Genomic DNA, 25,347 nt, shown 5'->3' with positions numbered 1-25,347 from the left:
GGCTTGGCGCGGGGGTGGGCTGCACAGAAGGCTGGGGGGTATTGTTATCGGGATAGAGCTGCTTCATATAGGCGTTGTATCGGCTGCGCATGGGGTCCTGAGCATACTGGATGAACTCGCTGCCCAACCGCTCCTGTCCGTTGGTGATGCGGATCAGGGTGCCGTAATTGGTGGGGGTATAGCTGTAGCGCAGGCCGAAGTAGGAGCACACCGACGCCAGCGGCACAAAGATCCAGCCGTTGCGGGACACCGCCCGCATCTCCAGCTGCTGGCCGGACCGGTCCACGCAGGTACCGGCGTTCAGGTCAAAGGTGAGGGTACCGCTGAGGCTGTACAGCATGAAGCTGTTCCCACTGTCCCCCTGGATCTGTCCGTAGGACACCCCCAGGTTGACCCCGGTGGCCGTCCAGTCAAACGCGATATAGGGGACGTACAGGGAGCCGCCGATCCAGGTGGGCATAGCCTCCAGCGGCAAGGTAAGCATCTGGTCGTTCTCCGCCATCAGGTAGATCTCCACCGTATCTGCCTTGGCGGTGCTCACCAGCCCCGGCCCCAGCACCAGTACCGCCGCGCACAGCAGGGTAAGCAATCGCTTTTTCCAGCCCATGTCCGTCCCCTCCTTTCCGTATGTATCTTCTGACGGCATTATACCATGGCTGCAAGCCGCTCCGGCTTGCGCGCCGCAGAGCGGCGAAAACCGGCTCAGCCGGTTTCGGCCATGGTGTAACAAGCGCAGTGCGCGGCGTTTCGCCGCGCCCAGCCGCCTGAAAGGCGGCCCCAAACAGCCCAGCTGTTTGGGCTGCGGTTATTATAGCATGGTTTTCTCCCCCGGTAAAGCCGCCGCTTGCACCAAAAGCATAGGGCTGGTATAATGTTGCCGGTTTTAATGGGATTTTAAGACAGCCTAAATACCCTCTTTACCGGCCCCGGGGTATACTGGTACTGTTGAAAGGATGTGTTCCCATGGATGTCACATTGGAATTGGTGGAACAGCTGCGGAAACGGGCCGATGTATCCTACGAGGAGGCCAGAGCCGTGCTGGAAGAGGTGGACGGCGATCTGCTGGCCGCCCTGATCCTGCTGGAGCAGCGGGGCAAGATCCGCTCGGACGGCGGACAGAGTGCCCGTTACTCCACCCGCCCCGGCAGTGAACAGACTACTCCCCCGCCCAACGAGGGCCCCGCCCGGCCTGAAACCGCCGCCGGTCAAAGCGGCTGGGAGACCTTTGTCAGCTTCTTGCGGCGCTGCGTCACCAACCGGTTTGAGGTATGGCGGTGGGAAGAGCCCATCGTCTCCATACCGCTGCTGATTTTTATTCTTCTGGTGCTGCTGGCCTTCTGGATCTCGGTACCCCTGCTTATTATAGGGCTCATTATGGGCTGCCGGTACCGGTTTGCTGGTCCCGATCTGGACGGCAATGAAGTAAGTCAGGCGGTCAACCACGCCGCCGACACCGTCAGCGACGCGGTGGGGCGGGCCAAGGCCCAGGCAGAGCAGGCCGCCCACAAGAACCAATCCAAGCAATGAGGTGATGTGCCATGGAGGAGCGTATCCTGCTGGTGGAGGATGAGGAAAAGCTGGCCCGCATGGTGGAGCTGGAGCTGAATTACGAGGGCTACCAGGTGGAAAAGGCCTTTGACGGCCGGACGGGACTGGAGCTGGCTCTGTCCGGGCGGTTCGACCTGATCCTGCTGGACATCATGCTGCCCGCCCTCTCTGGCATGGAGGTGCTCCGCCGCCTGCGCCGGGAGAGCCAGGTGCCCGTCATCATGCTCACCGCCCGGGACACGGTGGTGGACAAGGTGTCCGGCCTGGATATGGGGGCGGACGACTATGTCACCAAGCCCTTTGCCACCGAGGAACTGTTGGCCCGTATCCGGGCCGCCCTGCGGAAGCGGCCCGCTCGGACCGAACCGGACAACAGGCTGTCTGTCGGGCCCCTGGCTATGGATCTGGACCGGCATCTGGTGTCGGTGAATGGCCAGAACGTGGCCCTCACCCGCCGGGAGTTTGACCTGCTGCGCTGCCTGCTGGAGCACAAGGAAAAGGTCCTCTCACGGGAGGAACTGCTGGAGCAGGTGTGGGGCTTTGACTTCATGGGCGAGACCAATACCGTGGACGTATACATCCGCTTTCTGCGGACCAAACTGGACGAAGCGTTCCACATTAAACTGATCCACACCGTCCGGGGTGTGGGCTATGTCATTCGGGAGGGATTGGAATGAAGGTTTCCGCCATCGTCTATACCAGTAACACCGGCTTTACCGCCCAGTACGCCACTCTGCTCTCCCACCAGACCGGCCTGCCCCTCCACCAGTTGAAGGAGTGCACGCTCCCCCAGGGGACTCAGGTACTCTATTTGGGCTGGCTGTGCGCCGGGAAGGTCCAGGGTCTGAAAAAGGCCGCCGCTCGCTTCCGGGTGGAGGCCGTCTGTGCTGTGGGCATGGCGCCGGAGTGCGATCCGGCCAAGCTGGCCGGGGACAACCGCTGGACCGGGCTGCCTCTCTTCTATCTGCGGGGCGGCTATTCCCCCGCTCGGGTCCGGGGAAAATATAAAATGATGATGACCATGATGAAGGCCATTCTCTCCAAAAAGGCCGACTCTCAGTCCCGGGAGGCCCTGGAGGCCATGGAACGGGGCGCCGACTGGGTAAGCGTCCCCCAGCTGGAGCCAGTGCTGAACTGGCTCCGGGGTTAAGGCCATGGCTGCCAGAACTTCCCGGCCCACCGGCCCCATCAAGTCCTCTATCGTGGCCCGGCTCAATGCCCGGCTCTTTTTCCGGCTGCTGGGGATCTATCTTCTGCTGGACATCCTGCTCATCCTGTTGTTCTGGGGCGGCCTCATCGTCTGGTCCGACCGGCAGGCAGCGGAACTGAAGGCTCTGGCGGAAAAACAGGGCGCCCCCTCGGAGGAGGCCGCGGCATGGATGTCCGCCGGCAGCTATTCCGTAGCGGAAGCGGAAGGGGACCCCAACGGTATCCTGCTCCCCCACTGGCTTCCCTCCCCCCAGGCACTTGAGGGGGACCAGCGCTGGTTTGATCCAGGAACGGTACATCTCATTCCCCTGATGATTTTCTCCACCGGCGGCCCCACCAGCTACACCCTGGTGACCCAGGTTCAGGGGCAAGACTTGGCTATCACCCTGGATCTGTCCCGGCCTGCCGCCCTCTTTGTCTTTGCCGGGCGGGTGGTGCTGATCTGCCAGCTGGTCAGTCTGGTGCTCAACCTGTTCAAAAACGCCGGCACCATCCGCCGCACCCTGCGGCCCATTCAGGATCTGGCCGCCGCCGCCACCCGGCTGGGCGGCTCCATGTCGCCGGAGGAGCTCCAGGCCCTGGCCGGGGAGCTGGATGAGATCAACGCCAGCCATCTGGACCGGCGCATTCCGGTGACCGGCGCCCAAAAGGAGCTGAAGGCGCTGGCTCAGGCCATCAACGCCATGCTGGACCGGATCAACGAGGCCTACCGCTCTCAGACCCGGTTTGTCTCCGATGCCAGCCATGAGTTGCGTACCCCCATCGCCGTGATCCAGGGCTACGCCAGTCTTCTGGACCGGTGGGGCAAGGACGACCCTGCCACCCGTCAGGAGGCCATCGACGCCATCCGCCAGGAGGCCGACTCCATGAAGCAGCTGGTGGAGCAGCTTTTGTTCCTGGCCCGGGGGGACAACGACTCTGTCCCCTTCCATCCCCAGCTGTGCGACCTGTCCGAGCTGGCCGCCGAGGTACTGCGGGAGACCCAGATGCTGGACCACACCCATCAGTTGGAGGGGAAATGGCTGTGCGCCGTGCCGGTGGTGGCCGACGAGGGGCTCATCAAGCAAGCCCTGCGCATCCTGGTGGACAACGCCCTGAAATACACCCCCGCCCGGGGGTGCATCACCCTGTCGGTCCAGGGGAAGGACGGCCTGGCCCGGCTGACGGTGGCCGACCAGGGCCAGGGCATTGACGCCCAAAGCCTGCCCCATATCTTTGACCGTTTCTACCGCACTGACGAGAGCCGGGCCCGGCAGACCGGCGGCGCCGGTCTGGGCCTGTCCATTGCCAAGTGGATCGCCGACCGCCACGGCGGCTGGTTTGAGGTGGTGTCCTGGCCGGGGGTGGGTACCCGCTTTACGCTGGTGCTGCCCCTGGATTCCATGGACGCCCCCGCCGCCCCAGCCTGAAAGGAATCTCGAATGCCCCCGCCGGAGCGGGGGCGTTTTTTTACAGAAACATGGGAACTTTTTGTCAGCCGCCACCGTCCAATAGAGCGATCACAAAAAACAGAAAAGGAGAATCCACCTATGAACCATCGTTTTCTCGCCCTGGCTCTGGCCGGGACGCTGACCCTTGGTATGCTGACCGCCTGCGGCGGCGGCAACGACGGCATTTCTGAGACCCCCAACACCGTCACCACCCCTCCCGTGGCTGAGAGCGTTATGCCCTCTCCCGAGGACTCCGCCCCCGTCACCGAGGAGAGCCCCGACGCTCTGCCCGAGAGCTCCGCTCCCGTGGAGGAGAGCACTGAGCCCTCCGCCGAGCCCTCTGCTCAGCCTACCGCCAAACCTACCACCAAGCCTACCGCTACTCCCAAGCCCACTACCAAGCCCACCGCTACTCCCAAGCCCACGGTGAACCCCACTCCCACGCCGGAGAGCAAACCCCAGGCCAGCGCCGTTCAGTCTACCTGGAATGACATCTCCAAGCTGAGCCTGCCCAACCTGACCGCCATGGACGACGCCACCCTCTCCGCCATGTACGGCATCAGCGCCTCCGACCTGGAGGAGTATGTGTGCATGATGCCCCTCATGGGCGTCCACTCTACCGAGTTCTTCATCGCCAAGGTGAAGGACGGCAAGATGGACACCGTGAAGGCCGGTATTGCCAAGCGGCAGGCCGATCTGGACGCCCAGTGGTCCCAGTATCTGCCCGAGCAGTATGAACTGGTACAGAACTACAAGCTGGTCACCAACGGCAACTATGTGCTCTTCGCCATCAGCGAGTATGCCGGTGATGCGGTCACCATTTTCAACAGCTACACAAAATAATCCGCATTTTTGGGTAGAATAGAAGTTGCACTCTGGTGCCGTACCCATTATAATCATTTCAGCGCCCGGCAGGGCAAGCCTGCCGGGCATCTTTCCTGAAATCTACAAAGAGAAGGTGAGCAGTTGGTCTTTTCCAGTTTGTATTTCTTGTTTCTATATCTACCCATTGTATTATTAGTCTATTACATTACCCCTCTGAAATGGCGCAACCTGTGGCTGCTGGTGGTCAATCTGATCTTTTACGGCTGGGGCGAACCCAAGTATATCCTGCTGATGATCTTCACCATCGTGCTGGACTACTTCTGCGGCCTGATCGTGGCCCGGCGAAAATTGCAAGGCGATGACAAGGGCGCCCGGATCGCCGTAGCGGTGGCGCTGGTCCTCAATCTGGCTATCCTGTTCTTCTTTAAGTACTGGGATTTGGTAGCCAGAACCTTCCAGCATTTCGGCGTTGGTATGCCGGTGCTCAACCTGACGCTGCCCATCGGCATCTCCTTCTACACCTTCCAGACCATGACCTACCCGGTGGACATTTACCGTGGAGACGCGGAGGTGCAGAAAAGCATTGTCAGCTTCGGTACCTTCGTTACCCTGTTCCCCCAGCTCATTGCCGGTCCCATTATCAAGTACAAAGAGCTGGCCGACCAGATGACCTACCGCACCCACTCCCCGGAGCAGTTTGCCTCCGGCGTGCAGGTGTTTGTGGTGGGTCTGGCCAAGAAGGTGCTGCTGGCCAACAACATCGGCAAGCTTTGGGATGTCTATCTGGCTCTGCCCACCGACCAGCTCACCGTCTCCGGCGCCTGGCTGGGCGTGGTGGCCTTCTCCCTCCAGCTGTACTTCGACTTCTCCGGCTACTCCGACATGGCCGTTGGCCTGGGCCGGATGCTGGGCTTCGAGTTCCTGCGGAACTTCAACTACCCCTATATCTCCAAGTCGGTCACCGAGTTCTGGCGCCGGTGGCACATCTCCCTGGGCTCCTGGTTCCGGGAGTACCTGTATATCCCCCTGGGCGGCAACCGGGTGAAAAAGCCCCGGCTGTTTTTCAACCTGCTGGTCGTTTGGGCCGCCACCGGCATCTGGCACGGCGCCAGCTGGAATTTCCTGATCTGGGGCCTCTACTTTGCCGCCCTCATCATTCTGGAGAAGGCCTTCCTGGGCAAGCTGCTGGAGAAGTGTCCCGCTGTGGTACAGCACATTTACACTCTGTTCCTGGTGCTGGTCAGCTGGGCCATCTTTGCCGTGGAGGATTTCGGTCATATGGGCGCCTACCTGTCTGCCATGTTTGGCTTTGCTCCAGCCGGTCTGGCCTCCCCCAGCGTGGCGTACTACTTCACCTCTTTCCTGCCCATGCTGATCATCGGCGCCGTGGCCGCCACTCCGCTGGCTACCAAGCTGTGGAAAAAGCTGCCGGAGAAGCCCATGAAAGTGGTGCTGCCGGTGGTGTTGCTGGCCGGTCTGATTCTTTCCACCGCCTATTTGGTGGACGCCACCTACAATCCCTTCCTCTATTTCCGCTTCTGATTGGAGGTTCTGATTATGTCGAAAAAATACTGCATCTTCATCAGCGCTCTGTTCTGTGCCTTTATCGGGCTGTTCCTGGTGGCCAACGCCGCTACTCCTAGCCGGGAGTTCTCCGAAATGGAGAACCGCAATCTGGAACAGATGCCCAAGCTGTCTGTGGACAGCTTGTTGAGCGGTCAGTTTATGAAGGACTTTGAGACCTACACCACCGACCAGTTTGTGGGCCGGGACCTGTGGATTGCCCTGAAGTCCTCCAGCGAGCGGATCCTGGGCAAGCACGAGAACAACGATGTCTATTTCTGCGACCAGGATACCCTCATCACCCGGTTTGACCAGCCCGATGCCGCCAAGGTAGCGGAGAATCTGAATTATGTGAACAACTTTGTGGAAAATGTGGATATCCCGGTAACTTTCTCTCTCATTCCCACCCAGGCCTGCATCTGGGCCGGCCGGCTGCCCGACGGGGCCCCCAATGCCAGCCAGACCGGCCTGCTGGACCAGGCCAAGGCGGCTGTGCCCGGCGCCACCTGGGCGGATCTGTACAGCCCCCTGTGGGAGCACAAGGATGAGAGTATCTTCTACCGCACCGACCATCACTGGACCAGCCTGGGCGCCTATTACGGCTACACCGGCCTGGCAGAGGCCCTGGGCTACACCCCCGTACCTCTGGACACCTACACCGAGACCATCCGCTCCACTGAGTTCTACGGCACGGTATTCTCCTCCTCCGGCGTCCGCTGGGTGAGCCCCGACACCATCTCCACCTATGTGCCCGACACCGGCATTACCGTCACCAGCTACACCTATGACAGCACCGGCAACCAGGTGGCTGTGCCCCGGGCCCTGTACGATACCTCCTTCCTCTCCGTGAAGGATAAGTACTCCATGTTCCTGGGCGGCAACCAGTCTCTTGGCGTGGTTAAGACTCCCAATACCGACAAGCCTAAGCTGCTCATCATCCGGGACTCCTACGCCGACTCCCTGGTGCCCTTCCTCACCCCCCACTTCTCCGAGATCCACCTGATCGACCTGCGCTACTACAAGCTGTCCATCGCTGACTACATCCAGCAGAACGGCATCGATCAGGCTCTGGTCCTCTACAGCGTCCCCAACTTTGTCACCGACACCAACCTGTTCTGGATCACCCGCTGAGCAACCAAAAAGTCCGGCCCCCAAGGGGCCGGACTTTTTTTGCTTTGGACTTACCCGCGCTGCGTCAGGTCTCCATAAACGAAAGGCCGGCCCTCTGTGAGGGCCGGCCTTTTATCTTCCTTCCCCTTCCACCGGTAAGGAATCAGTCGCGCTGAGAGTGGATATTCATAGAGTGGTTGACCTTGCCGATGACAACCAGCACCACCACCATGGAGACCACAGCAATCAGCAGGTTCAGGATCATGTTCTGGACGAAAGCAGCCAGAATGTAGTTGACGAAGCAGACCGCCGCCACGGTGACCGCGTAGGGCAGCTGAGTGGCCACGTGATTCAGGTGGTAGCACTGAGCGCCGGAGGAGGCCATGATGGTGGTATCGGAGATGGGAGAGCAGTGGTCGCCCATAACCGCGCCGCCCAGAGTGGCAGCGATGGCGATCATCAGCATCTCGTTGCCGTTGATCAGATCGGCAGTCAGATCGGCAGCCGCCACGCCGCCGGAGAACACCGGGATGACGATGGGCAGCAGGATAGTGAAGGTACCCCAGGAGGTGCCGGTAGCGAAGCCCAGGAACGCGGCGATAATGAACACCACGGCGGGCAGGAAGTTGTGCAGGCTGTCGCCGAAGCCGGAGACGATGTCAGCCACGAACTCGGGAGCGCCCAGAGCCTTGGTCACGTCGCCGATGGTCCAGGCCAGGCAGAGGATCAGGATGGCGGGCACCATCTGCTTGAAGCCATCAGGCAGGCAGTCCATCAGCTCAGTGAACTTCATGGAGCGGCGCACCATAAAGAAAATCATAGTGAAGATCAGGGCAATCAGAGAACCCAGAGGCAGAGCGGAGAAGGCGTCGGTGTTGGCAAAGGCGCTGATGAGGTCGGTGCCGCCGCCCTGGTAGCCCACATAGATCATGGCGCCCACGCAGCAGGCTACCAGCACGATCACGGGGATCACCAGGTCGATGACCTTTCCGTTGGGATTGAACTTCATTTCCTCCACACCGGCGAAGGGACGCTCGGGGGTGGTGTACAGGTCGCCCTTGGCGGCGTTGTCCTCGTGCTTCTTCATGGGACCGTAGTCGATGTTCAGGCTGGTCATAACCATGATGAACACCAGGGTCAGAATGGCGTAGTAGTTGTAAGGAATGGCCTTCAGGAAGATCTGGAAGCCCAGTTCGTCGTTGCCGATGATACCGGTGACAGCCGCGGCCCAGGAGGACACGGGCATCATGATACAAACGGGAGCGGCGGTAGCGTCGCACATATAGGACAGCTTGGCGCGGGAGATGTGGTGGCCGTCGGTGACGGGACGCATCACGTTACCGGTGGTCAGATTGTTGAAGTAGTCGTCCACGCCCAGCACGATGGCCAGGATGAAGGTGGACCACAGAGCGCCGGACTTGGTCTTGATGTGCTTGACGGCCCAGTCGCCGTAGGCCTTGGAGCCGCCGGCCCGGATCATCAGGGCCACCATGGTGCCCAGGATGACCAGGAACATCAGGATACCCATGTTGCCGCCGGCGTTGCTGCACAGGCGGGACACGAAATCCTGGATGGCGTCAATGGGATTGCCGTTGGTGAACAGCAGGCAGCCCACGATGATGCCCAGGAACAGAGAAGAATACACTTCCTTGGTGATGAGTGCCAGGATGATGGCTACCACGGGAGGCAGCAGAGATGCGATGGTGCCCCAAGCCGCGATTTGAGCGGTGGAATCGCCTTCGGCGAAAGCCGCCGTTGCCAGGATACAAATCAGGGTAAACAGGGTCAGCAGGATCTTGCCAGATCGTTTGATACGCGGTGAATTCATATCAGCCCTCCTAATAAGATCGGTGAATCCTAAAGCTCCCCAACCCAAGGACTCGAGACGTATCATAACAAAATTGTCATTAAATTGACAATGTATTTTTGACATTTTGCACATTTTTGTAGGGGCGCACAGAAAAATGTACATTTTTTTGGGCATATAATCCATACACTTTTCTTTTTTATTCCATTTTATTCCTATAAAATCCTTTCCTGATAGGAAGAAGGTTTCTTTTTGCCTAGATGTTTAGGCGGAACTACGTAGGCGCAGCCGGTTTTTTACACACCAGTTTGTGCATATTTTAAACTATTAAGTTTATTTTTAGGTTCCTCTAAAACAAAAAATCACCCCCGCCGTACGGAGCGGCGGGGGTGATGGTTCCCATATGGACTTGTCGGCGCTACGCTCAGTCGCGCTGAGAGTGGGTGGTCATAGAGTGGTTGACCTTGCCGATGATGAACAGGACAACCGCCATGGAGACCACGGCAATAATCAGGTTGACGAACACGTTCTGGATCAGGCCGGCCAGGATGTAGTTGAAGAAGCAGACCGCCGCCACGGTGACCGCGTAGGGCAGCTGAGTGGCCACATGGTTCAGGTGGTAGCACTGAGCGCCGGAGGAGGCCATGATGGTGGTATCGGAGATGGGGGAGCAGTGGTCGCCCATAACCGCGCCGCCCAGAGTGGCAGCGATGGCGATCATCAGGATGTCGTGGCCGGGGCCGATGTCAGCCACAGTCAGGGCAGTGGCGTCCACGCCGGCGAACACGGGGATCACGATGGGCAGCAGGATGGAGAAGGTGCCCCAGGAAGTACCGGTAGCAAAGCCCAGGAAGGAGGCGATCAGGAATACCACGGCGGGCAGGAAGTTGTGCAGGCTGTCGCCGAAGCCGGAGACGATGCCGGCCACGAACTCGGGAGCGCCCAGAGCCTTGGTCACGTCGCCGATGGTCCAGGCCAGGCAGAGGATCAGGATGGCGGGAACCATCTGCTTGAAGCCCTCAGGCAGGCAGTCCATCAGTTCGGTGAACTTCATGGAGCGGCGCACCATGAAGAAAACCATATTGATGATCAGGGCAATCAGAGAGCCCAGAGGCAGAGCGGAGAAAGCGTCGGTGTTGGCGAAAGCGGTGAGGATGTCGTGGCCGCCGTTCTGATAGCCCACGAAAACCATGGCGCCTACGCAGCAAACAACCAGAACGATCACGGGGATGACCAGGTCAATCACCTTGCCGGCGGGGTTGAACTTCATCTCAGCGGTGTCGGCAAAGGGCCGCTCGGGGGTGGTGTACAGGTCGCCCTTAGCGGCGTTGTCCTCATGCTTCTTCATGGGGCCGTAGTCGATGTTCAGGCTGGTCATGACGATGATGAAGACCATGGTGAGGATGGCATAGTAGTTATAGGGAATGGCCTTCAGGAAGATCTGGAAGCCAACTTCCTCGTTGTTGATAACGCCGGTGACGGCCGCGGCCCAGGAGGAGACGGGCATCATGATACACACGGGGGCGGCGGTGGCGTCGCACATATAGGACAGCTTGGCCCGGGAGATGTGGTGACCGTCGGCCACGGGACGCATCACGTTACCGGTGGTCAGGTTGTTGAAGTAGTCGTCCACGCCCAGCACGATGGCCAGGATGAAGGTGGACCACAGAGCGCCGGACTTGGTCTTGATGTGGGACACAGCCCAGTCGCCGTAGGCCTTGGAGCCGCCGGCGCGGATCATCAGGGCCACCATGGTGCCCAGGATGACCAGGAACATCAGGATACCCATGTTGCCGCCGGCATTGTTGCACAGGCGGGACACGAAATCCTGGAGGGCGTCGATGGGATTGCCGTTGGTGAACAGCAGGCAGCCCACGATGATGCCCAGGAACAGGGACGAATACACTTCCTTGGTGATCAGGGCCAGAACAATGGCTACCACGGGGGGCAGCAGGGACGCGATGGTGCCCCAGGCGGCGGCGGTGGGCTCCTCGCCCTCAGCGCAGGCAACCGTCATCAGGACACAGGCCAAGGCAAAGACGACCAGCAGAATTCTTCCGAAGCGTTGCATTCGTGGTGAGTTCATAATAACCCTCCCTTATAATTTCGAATCCTAAAAGCCTCCCCAACCCAAGGATTCGTTCATTATAATACACCATCATTCACAATTTGGCAATACTTTTTCGGCAAATTTAACATAACTTTCGACTCATATATATTTCCAATTTACATATCCAGCAAAAACCCCGCTTTTTCTAGGGAATTCTGTATCCTTTGCAACGTTTTTTCATCCTTACACCGAATTGTATGCAGATGGATACCGCCCGTCAGATCAGACAGGGGTCTGGCGCTGTCCGCCGCCACCCGGCGGAGAAACTCCTGTACATCATATCGGGAACGCACCCCCAATATGCCTGTGAGCTGACCATAGACCGGGTGCTCCACAATTACGTCTGCCACCTCGCCCCCGGCGTCCACAATGGCGTTGAGCTCTGCTTCCATCTCCTCCGGAGCGTGGACGCAGGCCACGGTACGCTCCACCCCGGCGGGGCGGCGGCCCAGCACATAGCCCCGGGGGGTGGCCACGATATCCGCCCCGGCCGCCCGCAGCAGGGCCACGTCCCCCACAATGATCTGGCGGCTCACCGAAAACCGCCGGGCCAGCGCCGTGGCGCTCACCGGCCCCCCGGCCTCCTCCAGCATCTGCTCCACCGCCTTCCGGCGCTCCTGTGCCGCGGATCGTTCCATCACCGCTTCCTCCTTTGTCTTTTTCAATCAGTATAGCAGGTTCTTCCGGACCTGTAAATCAGCGCCGGAAAGGCCGCCTTCCCTTGCCTTTCCACAGGGATTGTGCTAGAATGTGACCGACTGGTTTCCACACCCGGTCCAAGCGCGGCAGTGCCGCGTTCGTTCGGCGGGACTCACCGCCGTTCTCTAAATACGAAAATGGAGGTTCCAAATCAACCATGCGCAAATCTACCACCCGTGATCTTACCCTGGCCGCCATGGTGGCCGCCGTCTACTTCGTCCTTTGCTATTTTGGCAACATCTTTCAGCTCACCTTCGGACCTGTCCAGGTCCGTCTGGGAGAGGCCCTCACCGTGCTGCCGTTCCTGTTCCCGGCCACCGCGCCGGGCCTGGCGCTGGGCTGTCTGCTGACCAACATTCTCTCCCCCTACGGACCTATCGACATGGTGGTGGGTACTCTGGCCACCGCTATCGCCGCTTTTCTGAGCGCCAAAATGCCCCGCTGGTATCTGGCCGCCCTGCCCCCCATCGTAATGAACGCCCTGCTGCTGCCCCCAATGTGGGCCTGGGCGCAGGCAGGCGCTGTCAACAGCACGTTCTGGGCCGCTTATGGTTTTAATATGTGGACCTTCGTGGTGGGCGAAGCTCTGGCCTGCTATGTGCTGGGCTCCGTACTGCTGCTGGCCCTGCCCAAGATCCGCTATTTCCGCACCATGATCCCCGAGCGCCGCCTGGCTGCCCGCTGAGGCGATGCCCTCAGTCTTACAACAAACAAGGAGGATTCCCCATGAAAGTCCGCAAGGCCGTCATCCCCGCCGCTGGTCTGGGGACAAGGATGCTCCCCGCCACCAAGACTGTCCCCAAGGAAATGCTTCCCATGGTGGACAAGCCCGTAATCCAGTATATCATTGAGGAGGCGGTGGCCTCCGGTATCGAGGACATCCTCATCGTCACCAACCGGGCCAAATCCGCCATGGACGATTACTTCGACTACTATCCCGAGCTTGAGACCCGTCTGCTCCAGGCCGGCAAGGAGCGGGAGCTGGTGGAGGTCCGCCGGGCCGCCGATCTGGCCAACATTTTCTATGTCCGCCAGAAGGAGACCAAGGGTTTGGGCCACGCCATTTACCGGGCCAAGCGCTTTGTGGGAGACGAACCCTTTGCCGTGCTGCTGGGCGACGACATCATGCGGGCCGAAAAGCCGGTGACCCTCCAGCTTATCGAGGGAGCCGAGAAATACGGCGCTTCCGCTGTGGGTGTCCAGAAGGTGTCCACCGAGGCCATCTCCCGCTATTCCTCTGTGAAGATCTCCGCTTTGGAGGACCGGATCTTCGACGTGTCCGACATGAACGAAAAGCCCACCCCCCAGGAGATGTTCTCCAATTACGCCATCCTGGGCCGGTATGTGCTCACCCCCCAGATCTTCGACATTCTGGAGAACCTGAAGCCCGGCTACGGCGGCGAGATCCAGCTCACCGACGGTCTGCGGGAGCTCTGCCGCAAGAGCCGGATGGTAGCCGTGGACTTTGAGGGCCGCCGGTACGATACCGGCAACCTGTGCGGCTTCCTGGAGGCCACCATCGATTTCGCCCTGGAAAACAAGGCGACAGCCTCCTGGCTGAGCCATTTTATTAAGGAAAAGGCAGAGAGCCTGCGGTAATGTGTGGATTGCCGCCGCTGCTGTATACAACTTCTTTGGCCTGCGCCCTAAGGCGCAGGCCATTTTTATTTCGCTTCTCTTCCATCCTTGCCACATTGTTCCTGATGTACTATAATAATGGAAACGTCTGTCGGCCGCTGCCACAAATCAACTGCAACAGAGAGGAGTTTTGAGTATGGCAAGAACAACCTTCAGAATTGACTTTCATCAGCCTCCCCAGGTGGTAGACCAAATCGCACGCAATATCCTCATTGCCGATGATTACCGGGAGATCGACTATAACCGGGAAGTGGTGTGGAAAAAGGGAACCGGCCTTATGACCGCCATGCACTACATCAAGCTCGAGTACCAGGGTAATACACTGGTGGTATCCGGCTGGGTACAGATGGGCGTCGGCTCCGTGGGCGGAAAGGAGCGGGACCTGGAAGGCATTACCGCCTCCATCCCCAAAAAGTCGGTCAAGAAAACCATAGAGAAGCTGAGATCCGCTATTCAGCAATAAAATTTCCTTTATAACTTAAGAACCAGGCCAGTTGTCGCTGGTCTGGTTCTTTTTATGCGCAAAGTCGGGTTTCAAATTTTCTGAAAAAAAGATCGCAAAAAAATAAAACCGCGCCCCTCCTCCAATGCTCTTACTGTCGTGAGCGGCAAGCTCGCACAGGCTGGAGCGGCGGAGGCGCAGGCGCTTCCTTTCCGTGGGATCTGGTTGCCGGACCGGCAGAAGATTCAAACAAACTGACTGCCTTGCCCTCCGCCGCCGGCATCTTCCTGTACCGCAGCGCTACCTAAAAAAGAAAGAGAGGAATTTTGATGAAACGGATCCAGTTGCCCAAAAAGCTGCTCTCCGCCCTCTGCGCGGCGGCCCTCCTGACAGGGGCCATGCCCGGAGCGCTGGCAGCTGAAAGCACTCAGCAAGTTTCCATCCAGCAGCAGAGCATTGCGGTTGCCCGCTATTTGACACCAGAATAAACCAGTCCATTTTACAGCATAGACACATTGGAACCATCTTCCTCCGTATGCAATATCTTCCGTTTATTTAAAGATATTAATTTAGGGCCTGCCGCAAGAAATGCGGCAGGCCCTGAACCATGGGCAGCATTCCGTTATCAGGCCGGGACTTACCCCTCACAGGGTTGCTGCCGGCCGGTGTGGTCGATGGTATAGTCTGTGCCGCAGGTGCCTGGCAGGATGATCTGGGAGATGGGCACAAATGTGTACCCCTCCTGAAGCAGGGACTGGATGATCCCGGGCAGGGCCTCTGGCGTGTGGATGGCCGCATTGTGGAAGAGCACGATAGACCCCGGGCACACCCGGCTCACCACCCGCTGGGTGATCTCGTCCGCCGGGATCTCCTTCCAGTCCAGGCTGTCCACATCCCACTGGATGGGTTCCATACCCATGGAGCGGATGGCGGCAATCACATGGTCGTCATACTCCCCGTAGGGACAGCGGATCAGGGTAGGCCGTACGCCGGTGATGGCTTCGATCTTGTCGTTGCAGGCCGACACGTCGGCAATGATTTCCTCCGTGGACAGGCTGTTGTAGTGGGCGTGGGTGTTGGAGTGGTTCATGATCTCATGACCGGCCTCGTGGAGCGCTTTCACCGACTCCGGGTATTTGTCCACCCACTCCCCTACCACAAAAAAGGTGGCCTTGATCTGGTATTGGCCCAGAATATCGATAAGCTGCTGGGTGTCCTCATTTCCCCAGGCCGCGTCGAAGGAGATAGCCACCATCTTCTGATCCCGCTGGACGCAGTAGATGGGCAGCTGCCGTTTGGTAGCCGCCGCGCTTACCACCTCCGGATAATTGACGATGTAGAACATGGCGGCGGCCGCCAACACACAGGCCAGCACCGCCAGCAGCTTTCGCCGCAGCAAAATGATCTTCATTCCCGTACCTCCTACCATTTGATTGGTACAGACTATGACAAGATCTTCCGGTTCAGAATCGGCAGACAGCCCCCCGGCCTCTTTTACAGCGCATTGGAAATACTACCTAATTCCCCTTACTCTATCATCACGTTCTTTTGTGAAAGTTCACTTATACACCGCGACAAAATATACCCGATCTTTTTGTGCAATTTGGAACTGTCTTTCTGTATTTAGAATGCGCCTGGGAGGAAATCCTCCCTTTTTATTTGGTCTCATTTCTATATTTAAAATCCTCTTTTAAATATCCATTTTCTAGAATAATCCGGTATCTTTTCTCACTTGAAATCAATTTCGGGAGAGTGTGCCATGCAATTAGAAAACCAGATATAAATACAATTTTCCATATATAGAATCCCATGCGAAGGAGGTTTCTGTATGCATTGGGGCAAGGAACTGCACGAAATGATGCGGATGTACAGCTCCATGAAGGCGCTGCAGCTGCTGGTTGCTCTGGCTGAAAGCGAGGAAGAGGTTCCCCTGGCCAAGCTGTCCGCCATGACCGGTATTCCGCCCAGCTCCACCCACCGCATCCTCCAGGAGATGCAGCACTGCGGCTTTGTAATAAAGGATGACGCCCGGAAATGTTACCGTGTGGGCTTCGAGGCCCGTCTGCTGGCCCTTCAGCTGCAAAAGACCAACTTCCTCTATGAGGCGGCCAAGGCGGAGATGACCTATCTGAACAACCTGAGTCTGGAGACCATCCACCTGATTGGAGAAGAGGACCGGGAGGCGGTCTATCTGGCCAAACTGGGTGCCAAGAACTCGGTGGGCCTCCACTCCGCCGTTGGCAAGCGCATTCCTCTTCACTGCACCAGCGGCGGCAAGGCCCTGCTGGCCTGGAAGTCGGAGAGTTGGCTGAAAAACTATCTGGAGCACACCGAACTGACCCGGTACACCTCCAAGACCCTGGCCGATCCGGAGAGTCTCCTGCGGGAGCTGGAGGTCATCCGGATTCAGGGTTACGCCGTGGACAACCACGAACACCACACCGACGTGGTCTGCATCGCCGCTCCTATTTTCGATGTGGACAACCAGGCGCCGGCCGCCATCAGCATTGCCGCGCCCGACTACCGCTTTTCACTGGAAAAGGCCCTCTCCTACGGCAGGGAGCTGCTCCAGTGCGCGGCCCGAATCACCGAAAAGCTGGGATGCAGCTATCCCATCCAGCTTTCCAAATCATCCTGATACAAGGAGGCAGCTTCCATGGAAGAGACACTGGATCTCATTTATAAAGATCCCGAGTATCCCAGTTCCAAGGTGGTAAACGGTCTGAGTATGGCAGGCCCCCGGGCCCATCTGCGGGGCATGGGGCTGGACAATGAGGACCTGTCCAAGCCCTTCATCGGCGTCATCAACACCTATAACGAGATGCACCCCGGCCACGTCCATCTGGACCGGCTGGGCAAGCTGGTGCGGGACGGCGTTCTGGAGGCGGGGGGCATCCCCTTCGAGGTCAACACCATCTCCATCTGCGACGGCTTCTCCCAGGGCCACGTGGGTATGTGCAGCGTACTGCCCAGCCGGAAGATTATTGCCGACTCCATCGACGTGTACGCCGCCGGCCATCAGCTGGACGGCCTGGTGCTCATCGGCGGCTGTGACAAGATCGTGCCCGCCATGCTGATGGCGGCCCTGCGGGTCAACCTGCCCACGGTCATCGTCACCGGCGGCCCCATGATGCCCGCCGTCTACAAGGGCCGCACCTACGCCACCTACGAGCTCAAGGAGATGGCCGGTAAGCTCACCCGCGGGGAGCTCTCCCGTCAGGAATATGAGTACATGGAGGGGCTCATGTCTCCCACCCCCGGCTCCTGTGCCATGATGGGCACGGCCAACACCATGTCGGTGGTAGCGGAGGCCCTGGGCCTCACCCTTCCGGGCAGCGCCTGCGCCCACGCCGTCAGCGGCAAGAAAAACCGGGTGGCCAAACTCAGCGGCAAGGCCATCGTACGTCTGGTGGAGAAGAATATCCGCCCCCGGGACATCGTGACCCAGAAGATGCTGGAGCTGGCCGTGCGGGTGGGTCTGAGCGTGGGCGGCTCCACCAACATGACCCTGCATATGCCCGCCATCGCCCATGAGGCAGGCCTGTCCATGACATTGGAGGACATGGGCCGCCTGTCCGCCGACACCCCCTATCTGGCCAAGATCAAGCCCTCCGGCACCCACACCATGCTGGACCTGGATCAGGCCGGCGGCGTGGGCGCGGTGATGCGGGAGCTGGACGGGCTTATCGATCTGGACCAGATGACGGTCAACGGACGCACCCACCGCCAGAACGTGGCGGATGTGGTAGAACACAACCCGGAGGTCATCCATCCGGTGGATCAGGCCTACAGCGACCACGGTTCCATCACCGTACTCAAGGGCAACCTGGCCCCCGACGGCGCTGTGATCAAGCAGTCCGCCGTGGCACCCCAGATGCGCAAGCACAGTGGCCCGGCCCACTGCTTCGAGTGTGAGGAGGATGCCGTCAAGGCCATCTACGGCGGCAGCATCCAGCACGGTGAGGTCATCGTCATCCGCAACGAGGGCCCCCAGGGCGGCCCCGGTATGCGGGAGATGCTCACCGCCACCGCCGCGCTGGTGGGCATGGGCTTTTCCGAGTCGGTGGCCCTGGTCACCGACGGGCGCTTCTCCGGCGCCACCCGCGGTCCCTGCATTGGCCACGTCTCTCCCGAGACCTCCCGCCGGGGCCCCATCGCGGCAGTCCGGGACGGCGATATCATTGAGATCGACATCGACGCCGGTACCCTCTCCGTCCGTCTCAGTGACGACGAGCTGGCCGCCCGTCTGGCCGCTCTTCCCCCCCACCAGCCCAAGGTCACCGAGGGGTATCTGTCCCGTTACGCCAAACACGTGGAGCCGGCCGCTAAAGGCGCCATTCTGGACTAAGCCCCGATCTCTCACCGCATCAAGGAAAGGAGGCGGTCTCCGTGTCACAGTCCCCCAGCCTGCGGGGCGTCTCGGCCCCACAGCTCACCCCATTTCACACGGACGGCAGCGTCAACTACGAGGAATACACCAAACTCACCCAATTTATCACCAAGGCCGGTATCCGGGGCGTGTTCGTCTACGGCACCTCGGGAGAATTCATCAACCTGACCCTGGAGGAGCGGAAAAAGCTGCTCACCGCGGCCATTAAAGGGGCCGCTGACGACACCTTTATCCTCTTCAACACCACCGCCATGGACAAGGCCGATATGGCCGACCTGTTTGCCTGGGCCAGAAGCGAGGGGGCTCACGCGGCCTCCGTCACAGCCCCCTACTACCACCCCTACGATGAGGCGGCCCTGGTCTCCTACTTCCAGGAGGCCGCCAAGCTGTCCGGTTCCCTGCCTCTCTACCTCTATAACATCCCCGGCATGACCCACAACCCCATCACCCCCCGGGTGGTGCAGCAGGTGTGCGACACCTGCCCCAATGTGGTGGGCCTGAAGGACAGCAGCATGGACTTCATCACCTTCCAGGAGTTCCAGTGTCTGGATCTGCCCCAGGGCTTTGAGCTGATCACCGGCAACGACGCCCAGGTGCTGCCCGTCCTGCAGTCGGGCGGCGACGGCGGCATCGTGGCCATGGCCGCGGTATTCCCCGCCCTGTGCCAGCAGCTCTGGGATCACTACCAGGCCGGCCGTCTGGACCAGGCCCGCCAGGTCCAGAAACAGCTGCTCCAGCTCCGGGGGCTGGTCCGCAAGGTCATGCCCATTATGTCCCACAAGAAGATGCTGGAGATGCAGGGCTTCCACATGGGTCCCCCCCGCTTCCCCTTCCGCGCCCTCACTCCTGAGGAGGAGGCTGTGGTGGAGAACGGCGTGCGGTCCATTCTGGGCGACTGCCTATGACCAGCTTTGGCTTTCGCTGGTACGGTCCATCGGATGCCATCACCCTGGACCACATCCGGGAGATTCCGCCGGTGACCGAGGTGGTGACCTCCCTCTACCACATCCCCGCCGGTGAGCTGTGGCCGGAGGAGGAGCTGCTGGAGCGCTACCGCCAGCTGGGGCGGGAGGGAATGTGGCAAAACCTGCGCTACTTCCTCCAGGCCGTGGTCCCTGAGGCCCAGCGGCTGGGCATCCGGCTGGCCATCCACCCCGACGACCCGCCGCTGCCGGTGTTCGGCCTGCCCCGTATCGTCTCCACCCTGGAGGACCTGCTGGAGATCTGCCGTATCGTGGATCTGCCCGCCAACGGCGTGACCCTGTGTACAGGCTCCCTGGGCAGCAGTCCCCAAAACGATGTGTGCGCCATCGCTCAGGCGCTTTGCAGCCGGGGACAGGTCCCCTTCGTCCACGCCCGCAACGTGGCTCTGGACGGGCCTCAGTCCTTCCATGAGAGCGGTCATCTCAGCGCCTCCGGCCACATCGACATGGCCGCCCTCTTCCGTATCCTTCGGGAAAACGGGTTTGACGGCGTCATCCGCCCGGACCACGGTCGAATGGTGTGGGGCGAACAGGGCCGCCCCGGCTACGGTCTGTACGACCGGGCTATGGGGGTGTGTTACCTGAGTGGACTGTGGGAGGCCATCTGCAAACTTTTGTAATCCCGCCGCAGACGCGGTAAAACGATATTCAAACTACACAGAAAAGAGGATGAATCACATGAAAAAAAGGAAAATCGCTGCTCTGACCCTTTCTCTTGCTCTTGCCCTTCCTCTGGCCGCCTGTGGACAGTCCGGCGGCGGCACCACGGAAACCAACTCCGGCGGCGGCTCTGCCGACAACTACCCCAGCAGCACCATTACCATTGTCTGCCCCTGGGATGCCGGCGGCACCTCCGACGGTCTGTGCCGTATCGTCTCTGAGATCGGCGCCGGCAGCGATTACTTCGGCGTGAACATGGTGGTACAGAACAGCGGCGGCGCCGGCGGCACCGTGGCTACCACCGAGTTCAAGAACACCGCCGGCGACGGCTACACCCTGTGCCAGGAGGCCATCGGCGTGTTTACCCTCCAGCCCTACGTCCGCGATGTGGACTACACCATCGACGACTTCATCCCCGTGGCCGCCCTGTCCAACGAGCCCATCATCATGATCGCCGGCAAGAACTCCGGTATCACCAGCATCGAGGACCTGCTGGCCAAGGACGCCGTGACCTACGGCTTCTCCGGCAGCGGCAGCCTGATGGAGTTCTCCCAGAAGCAGTTCTTCAGCATGACCGACGTGGAGGCCACCGGTATCTCCTATGACGGCAGCTCTCCCACCATCGCGGCCCTGCTGGGCGGCCACATTGACGTGTGCGTAGGCCACCCCGGCGAGGTCATGCAGTATGTGGAGTCCGGCGACGCTGTGGCTCTGGGCATCTTCAACGACGAGCGGGATCCCCGCGACAACCTGAAGGACATCCCCACCTTTAAGGAGATGGGCTATGACGTGACCATGAGCGTGTGGACGTTCCTCATGGTGCCCGCCAGCACCCCCGACGAGATCGTGACCAAGATCACCGAGACCCTCAACGCTATCACCGCCACCGACGAGTACAAGGAGTTCTGCGACGCCAACCAGCTGCTGCCCCTGACCATGACCACCGATGAGATGGTTCAGCGGATCAAGGACGAGGCCGCCGTCAACCAGGCTCTGCTGGCCGGTGAGTCCTAATCCTCCCTTGTTTTCCACCTCTTCCACGGGGAGCGGGCCTGGCCCGCTCCCCATGAAAGGAATCCAGCAAAAGGAGAACTTCTATGAGCCAATATAAGAAAGATCTGATCGCTTCCTTTGTTTTTCTGATCTTTGGCGCGTTTGTGCTGATCTCCGTTCCACTGACCATTGATGATCCCGGCGTATCCGTGATGGGCCCCCGGGTCTTCCCCTATTTCATCGGAACCTGCATGGTACTCCTCAGTCTGGCCCTGCTGGCCATTACCCTGGTCAAGCATCGCAAGGCCGCAGGAAGCGACACCAAAACCACCTATACCACCGACGAGGAGCGTAAAACCGCGCTTCGGGATGAGCTTCGTGCCATTGCCCTGGCAGTCATTATTCTGGTCTATTCCGCCGTATTTGAGTTCCTGGGCTATTTCCCCTCCACCCTCCTGGCCGCCACGGCCATTCTGCTGCTGTTCCGGGTCAAAAAGATCTGGGCTTACCCCATTGTCTATGTGGTGGCTGTGGCCATTTGGGCCGGATTTACCTTCCTACTGTCTGTCCGGCTGCCATAAAGGAGGTATGATTCTGTGTATTTGGAAGTTTTAAGCAGTCTCTTCACCCTGGAGAATCTGCTGTGGATCAATGTGGGCCTGGCAGGCGGTATCGTGGTGGGCGCGCTGCCCGGCCTGACCGGCACCATGGCCATGGCCCTGCTGCTCCCTCTGACCTACGGCCTGGCCTCCATCCCCGGCGTGATGCTGCTGCTGGGCGTGTACTGCGGCAGTATTTACGGCGGCTCCATCACCGCCATCCTCATCAACACCCCCGGTACCCCCGCGTCGGCGGCCACCTCTCTGGACGGCTATCCCATGGCACAGAAGGGCCACGGCCTGAAGGCCCTTCATGACGCACTGGCAGCCTCCACCATCGGCGGTCTGTTCAGCTGTATAGTTCTCATCTTCGCCGCGCCCCCCATCGCCAGCTTTGCCCTGCGCTTCGGGCCCTCGGAGTATTTTGCCCTCTCCCTCTTCGGTCTGACTATCATCGCCAGCGTAGGCGGCAAGTCTCAGATCAAGGGCCTGCTGATGGGCTTTGTGGGTCTGCTGATTTCCTGTATCGGTATCGATCCCATGGACGGCGTCAGCCGGTTCACCTTCGGCATCAACCGGATGGCCGGCGGCATCGACACCATTCCTGTGCTCATCGGCCTGTTTGCCATTACCGAACTGATGGCCAAGGCGCGGGATATGAACAAGGATGCCGGCAAGGCAGTTAAGGTAGAAAAAGAAAAGGTCTCCTTCCTGGATGTCCTCAAATATAAAATGGTACTGCTCAAGTCCAGCATCCTGGGCGTGTTTATCGGCGCGGTGCCCGGCACCGGCGCCGCCATCTCCTCCTTCCTGGCCTACAACGAGACCAAGCGCACCTCCAAGCATCCCGAGGAGTACGGCCACGGCTCCGAGGAGGCCGTGGTGGCTTCCGAGTCGGCCAACAACGCCGTCACCGGCGCTACCCTCATCCCACTGCTCACCCTGGGCATCCCCGGCGACACCAACACCGCCGTTTTGCTGGGCGCGCTGACCATGCAGGGTATTGCCGCCGGTCCCCAGCTCTTCACCCAGCACAGCGAATGGGTCTACACCATCATGCTGGGCCTCATCATCGTGAACATCTTCATGTACCTCCAGGGCCGGGCCTTTATCCGGGGCTTTGTCAACATCACCCGGGTCCCCACCAGCACCCTGGTGCCCATTCTGGTGGTCCTGTGCGTCATCGGCACCTTTGCCATCGACTACTCCGCCTTCAACGCCATCTTCATGGTGGGCGTGGGTATCTTCGGGTACTTTATGACCAAGCTGGATATGCCCATGACTCCCATGGTCATCGGCCTGGTGCTGGGCAAGCTGTGCGAGTCCAACCTGCGCCGCGCCCTCATCGTGTCCAAGGGCAGCTGGGGCACCTTCTTCACCTCTCCCATCAGCTGCTTCTTCATTCTGCTGTCTGTATTTATGCTGCTGTTCCCCTACGTTAAGAAAAAGCTGGCTGCCCGCAAGGCGGCGCAATAAGGAGGTCATCTCGTGCGCAGTGGAACCCTCATCCAACTCTGCGCGGGAAGATACTACCAGGGAAGCGGCGTCCTCTCTCATCTGGGGGAGGACGCCGCTTTACTTGGCACCCGTGTATGGATCCTGGCCGACTGTCAGGTGTGGCCCAAGGTGGAGCAGGCGGTCACTGACCTTCTGGCCCGGCATGGAATCACCTGGCAGGTCCATCTCTTTTCCGGCGGCTGCTGCCCCGCCAATTACCGGGCAGCGGCGGAGGCCGGTCGGGCTTTTGGCGCGGACGCCGTCATCGGCGTGGGCGGCGGCCGGGCTCTTGACGCCGCCAAGATCGCCGCCGACCTGATGGAGGTGCGGGTCATTACCGTCCCCACCTCGGCGGCCACCTGTGCCGCCTCCGCCTGGCTGGCGGTGGAATACACCGACCAGGGGGCCTTTGTGGGCAACTACTGGTCCCGCTATCCCCCTTCGCCGTGGTGGCCGACCTGGACATTCTGGTCCGGGACTGCCCGCCCATATACAACATCATCGGCTTTTTGGATGCCATGGCCAAATACCCCGAGATCAGCTACAACATCCTCCACTCCGGCCAGTGGGAGCAGAACGCCTTCTCCCACAGCGCCCGCCTGCTGGCCCGCAGCACCTATGACCTGCTGCTCGCCTCCGGCGGAGCGGTGTATGAAGCTCTGGAGCAGGGCCGGGAGGACCCCATGACGGAGGACTGCATCTGTGCCGCCCTCCAGCTCACCGGACTGATCTCCGCCATGGCCTGCGGCGGCAAACAGGCCGCCATCAGCCACTCCCTGTACAGCTACTTCTGCACCTGCCGCCCGGAGATCCGCTCCCGGTTCCTCCACGGGGAGCTGGTGGGGGCCAGCCTAGTCTACCAGCTGGCTGTCAACGGCGCCCCCCGGACGGAGCAGGAGGCTCTGGACCGGTTCCTGCGGCGGTTTGAACTGCCCGCCTGTCTGGAGGAGCTGGGCCTGGCCGATACCCCGGAGGAGCGGGACGCCCTCTTTGCCTTCCTGGCGGAACATATGCCTGTCACCGATCCCCAGGAACTGGAGCGGCTGCAGGCCCAGGCCCCGCTGCTCTTCCACGGTCTGAAATAATCCAAACCCATCTGCATCAATAAGGAGATCATCTATGAAGCTTGATTTTGAATACGGCCACGGCCTGATGAGCGCCAACCTGCCCGACAATACCGACGTGTTCATCCCGGGCACCACCGTGCCCGACCCTGAGTGCCTGCCCCAGGACTGGGACAGCCTGTACAACGCCACCCTGGAGTCCATCCGTAACCCCATGGGTATGCCCCCCCTGAAGGAGCTGGCCGGCCCCGGCAAGACCGTGGTCTTTGTTATCCCCGACATTGTGAAGGGCGGTAACCAGCCCACCTCCCACCGGAAGGTGTCCATCCGGGCCTGCCTGGATGAGCTGTACGCCGCCGGCGTGGAGAAGAAGGACATCCTGTTCATGTTCTCCAACGGCCTGCATCCCCGTGCCACCGTGTCCGAGATGAAGCAGATCCTGGGCGAGGAGCTGTTCAACGAGTTCTATTGGACCAACCAGATCACCAGCCATGACTCCGAGGACTACGAGCACATGGTGGACCTGGGCACCACCAAGCGGGGCGACCCCGTGCTGATGAACAAGTATGTCTTTGACTGCGACATTCCCATCCTCATCGGCCATACCCAGGGCAACCCCTACGGCGGCTACTCCGGCGGCTACAAGCACTGCGCCACCGGCATCACCCACTGGCGGAGCATCGCCAGCCACCATGTGCCCAAGGTCATGCACCGGGACGACTTCACCCCCGTGTCCGGCCACTCCCTGATGCGCACCAAGTTCGACGAGATCGGTATGCA

Annotated in this window: 25 protein-coding genes and 2 pseudogenes; 21 read left to right on the top strand and 6 right to left on the bottom strand. The window is 60.1% G+C overall.

Annotation, left to right across the window (positions count from 1 at the left end):
• Positions 1–607, bottom strand: a pseudogene (locus B5G40_RS15475) (hypothetical protein); the annotation flags it as partial.
• A 356-nt stretch (positions 608–963) separates the two neighbouring features.
• On the opposite strand from B5G40_RS15475, the gene B5G40_RS15470 reads away from it, so the two are divergent.
• From B5G40_RS15470 to B5G40_RS15440, 7 genes are all read left to right on the top strand, one after another.
• Entirely contained in the window at positions 964–1,527 is a 564-nt protein-coding gene (locus B5G40_RS15470) for a hypothetical protein (RefSeq protein ID WP_087400502.1), read from the top strand.
• Between the two features lie 11 nt (positions 1,528–1,538).
• Entirely contained in the window at positions 1,539–2,225 is a 687-nt protein-coding gene (locus B5G40_RS15465) for a response regulator transcription factor (protein ID WP_087400500.1), read from the top strand.
• Positions 2,222–2,698, top strand: coding sequence for a hypothetical protein (locus B5G40_RS15460; protein ID WP_087400498.1), 477 nt, complete (start codon positions 2,222–2,224; stop codon positions 2,696–2,698). The genes B5G40_RS15465 and B5G40_RS15460 overlap by 4 nt, the downstream gene beginning before the upstream one ends.
• 4 nt (positions 2,699–2,702) lie before the next feature.
• Positions 2,703–4,166: a sensor histidine kinase gene (locus B5G40_RS15455; RefSeq protein WP_087400496.1), complete on the top strand. Its 1,464-nt coding sequence runs from the start codon at positions 2,703–2,705 to the stop codon at positions 4,164–4,166.
• A 120-nt stretch (positions 4,167–4,286) separates the two neighbouring features.
• A complete protein-coding gene (locus B5G40_RS15450; RefSeq protein ID WP_158099560.1) occupies positions 4,287–5,030 on the top strand; it encodes a DUF4358 domain-containing protein in 744 nt (247 codons plus the stop codon).
• Between the two features lie 123 nt (positions 5,031–5,153).
• Complete coding sequence (locus tag B5G40_RS15445; protein WP_087400493.1) at positions 5,154–6,554, top strand: MBOAT family O-acyltransferase; 1,401 nt, start codon at positions 5,154–5,156, stop codon at positions 6,552–6,554.
• 15 nt (positions 6,555–6,569) lie between these two features.
• Positions 6,570–7,706 (top strand): DHHW family protein, encoded by a 1,137-nt coding sequence (locus tag B5G40_RS15440; protein ID WP_087400491.1) that lies wholly within the window; start codon positions 6,570–6,572, stop codon positions 7,704–7,706.
• A gap of 142 nt (positions 7,707–7,848) precedes the next feature.
• On the opposite strand, the gene B5G40_RS15435 is transcribed toward B5G40_RS15440, so the two are convergent.
• The 3 genes from B5G40_RS15435 to B5G40_RS15425 all read right to left on the bottom strand — a co-directional run bounded on the left by B5G40_RS15435 (position 7,849) and on the right by B5G40_RS15425 (position 12,240).
• Positions 7,849–9,513, bottom strand: coding sequence for a Na+/H+ antiporter NhaC family protein (locus tag B5G40_RS15435; RefSeq protein ID WP_087400489.1), 1,665 nt, complete (start codon positions 9,511–9,513; stop codon positions 7,849–7,851).
• A 403-nt stretch (positions 9,514–9,916) separates the two neighbouring features.
• Positions 9,917–11,578 carry a Na+/H+ antiporter NhaC family protein gene (locus B5G40_RS15430; protein WP_087400487.1) on the bottom strand — a complete coding sequence of 554 codons (1,662 nt, stop codon included), beginning with the start codon at positions 11,576–11,578 and terminating at the stop codon, positions 9,917–9,919.
• Positions 11,579–11,718: 140 nt separating this feature from the next.
• Positions 11,719–12,240, bottom strand: a complete 522-nt coding sequence (locus B5G40_RS15425; protein ID WP_087400485.1) for a transcription repressor NadR — start codon at positions 12,238–12,240, stop codon at positions 11,719–11,721.
• A gap of 218 nt (positions 12,241–12,458) precedes the next feature.
• Here B5G40_RS15425 and B5G40_RS15420 point away from each other — a divergent pair, with 218 nt between their 5' ends.
• From B5G40_RS15420 to B5G40_RS15410, 3 genes are all read left to right on the top strand, one after another.
• Positions 12,459–12,986: a QueT transporter family protein gene (locus B5G40_RS15420; RefSeq protein ID WP_087400483.1), complete on the top strand. Its 528-nt coding sequence runs from the start codon at positions 12,459–12,461 to the stop codon at positions 12,984–12,986.
• Positions 12,987–13,027: 41 nt separating this feature from the next.
• Complete coding sequence (gene galU / locus B5G40_RS15415; RefSeq protein ID WP_087270121.1) at positions 13,028–13,900, top strand: UTP--glucose-1-phosphate uridylyltransferase GalU; 873 nt, start codon at positions 13,028–13,030, stop codon at positions 13,898–13,900.
• Positions 13,901–14,075: 175 nt separating this feature from the next.
• A complete protein-coding gene (locus B5G40_RS15410) occupies positions 14,076–14,402 on the top strand; it encodes a hypothetical protein (protein WP_087400481.1) in 327 nt (108 codons plus the stop codon).
• Between the two features lie 15 nt (positions 14,403–14,417).
• Here B5G40_RS15410 and B5G40_RS17000 read toward each other — a convergent pair whose 3' ends face one another.
• Entirely contained in the window at positions 14,418–14,630 is a 213-nt protein-coding gene (locus B5G40_RS17000; protein ID WP_158099559.1) for a hypothetical protein, read from the bottom strand.
• An 80-nt stretch (positions 14,631–14,710) separates the two neighbouring features.
• Between B5G40_RS17000 and B5G40_RS16995 the strand changes: the two genes are divergently transcribed.
• Entirely contained in the window at positions 14,711–14,869 is a 159-nt protein-coding gene (locus B5G40_RS16995) for a hypothetical protein (protein WP_158099558.1), read from the top strand.
• 149 nt (positions 14,870–15,018) lie between these two features.
• Here B5G40_RS16995 and B5G40_RS15405 read toward each other — a convergent pair whose 3' ends face one another.
• On the bottom strand, positions 15,019–15,792 hold the full coding sequence (locus B5G40_RS15405) for a polysaccharide deacetylase family protein (RefSeq protein WP_087400479.1): 774 nt from the start codon (positions 15,790–15,792) through the stop codon (positions 15,019–15,021).
• A 417-nt stretch (positions 15,793–16,209) separates the two neighbouring features.
• Between B5G40_RS15405 and B5G40_RS15400 the strand changes: the two genes are divergently transcribed.
• The 10 genes and pseudogenes from B5G40_RS15400 to B5G40_RS15360 form a co-directional block, all read left to right on the top strand.
• Positions 16,210–17,019, top strand: coding sequence for an IclR family transcriptional regulator (locus B5G40_RS15400; RefSeq protein ID WP_087189354.1), 810 nt, complete (start codon positions 16,210–16,212; stop codon positions 17,017–17,019).
• A gap of 18 nt (positions 17,020–17,037) precedes the next feature.
• Entirely contained in the window at positions 17,038–18,729 is a 1,692-nt protein-coding gene (ilvD, locus tag B5G40_RS15395; protein WP_087400476.1) for a dihydroxy-acid dehydratase, read from the top strand.
• Between the two features lie 41 nt (positions 18,730–18,770).
• Entirely contained in the window at positions 18,771–19,676 is a 906-nt protein-coding gene (locus B5G40_RS15390; RefSeq protein WP_087400474.1) for a dihydrodipicolinate synthase family protein, read from the top strand.
• Complete coding sequence (locus B5G40_RS15385; protein ID WP_087400472.1) at positions 19,673–20,374, top strand: mannonate dehydratase; 702 nt, start codon at positions 19,673–19,675, stop codon at positions 20,372–20,374. Before B5G40_RS15390 ends, B5G40_RS15385 begins: the two co-directional genes overlap by 4 nt.
• Positions 20,375–20,432: 58 nt before the next feature.
• Positions 20,433–21,428 (top strand): tripartite tricarboxylate transporter substrate binding protein, encoded by a 996-nt coding sequence (locus B5G40_RS15380; protein ID WP_087400471.1) that lies wholly within the window; start codon positions 20,433–20,435, stop codon positions 21,426–21,428.
• An 83-nt stretch (positions 21,429–21,511) separates the two neighbouring features.
• Entirely contained in the window at positions 21,512–21,988 is a 477-nt protein-coding gene (locus B5G40_RS15375) for a tripartite tricarboxylate transporter TctB family protein (RefSeq protein ID WP_087400469.1), read from the top strand.
• 15 nt (positions 21,989–22,003) lie between these two features.
• Positions 22,004–23,482, top strand: a complete 1,479-nt coding sequence (locus B5G40_RS15370; protein WP_087400467.1) for a tripartite tricarboxylate transporter permease — start codon at positions 22,004–22,006, stop codon at positions 23,480–23,482.
• Positions 23,483–23,494: 12 nt separating this feature from the next.
• A pseudogene (locus B5G40_RS17420) lies at positions 23,495–23,848 on the top strand (iron-containing alcohol dehydrogenase); the annotation flags it as partial.
• Positions 23,849–23,952: 104 nt separating this feature from the next.
• The gene (locus B5G40_RS17415) at positions 23,953–24,588 is read left to right on the top strand and encodes a hypothetical protein (RefSeq protein ID WP_242959464.1); all 636 of its coding nucleotides are present in this window, start codon (positions 23,953–23,955) and stop codon (positions 24,586–24,588) included.
• Positions 24,589–24,622: 34 nt separating this feature from the next.
• A partial coding sequence (locus B5G40_RS15360) for a lactate racemase domain-containing protein (RefSeq protein ID WP_143383442.1) occupies positions 24,623–25,347 on the top strand: 725 nt, incomplete at its 3' end.

This window comes from Flavonifractor sp. An9 (assembly GCF_002161245.1).
GTDB lineage: Bacteria > Bacillota > Clostridia > Oscillospirales > Oscillospiraceae > Flavonifractor > Flavonifractor avicola.
The sequence above is the reverse complement of the archived record's forward strand: the minus strand, read 5'-3'. Positions and strand labels throughout refer to the sequence as shown.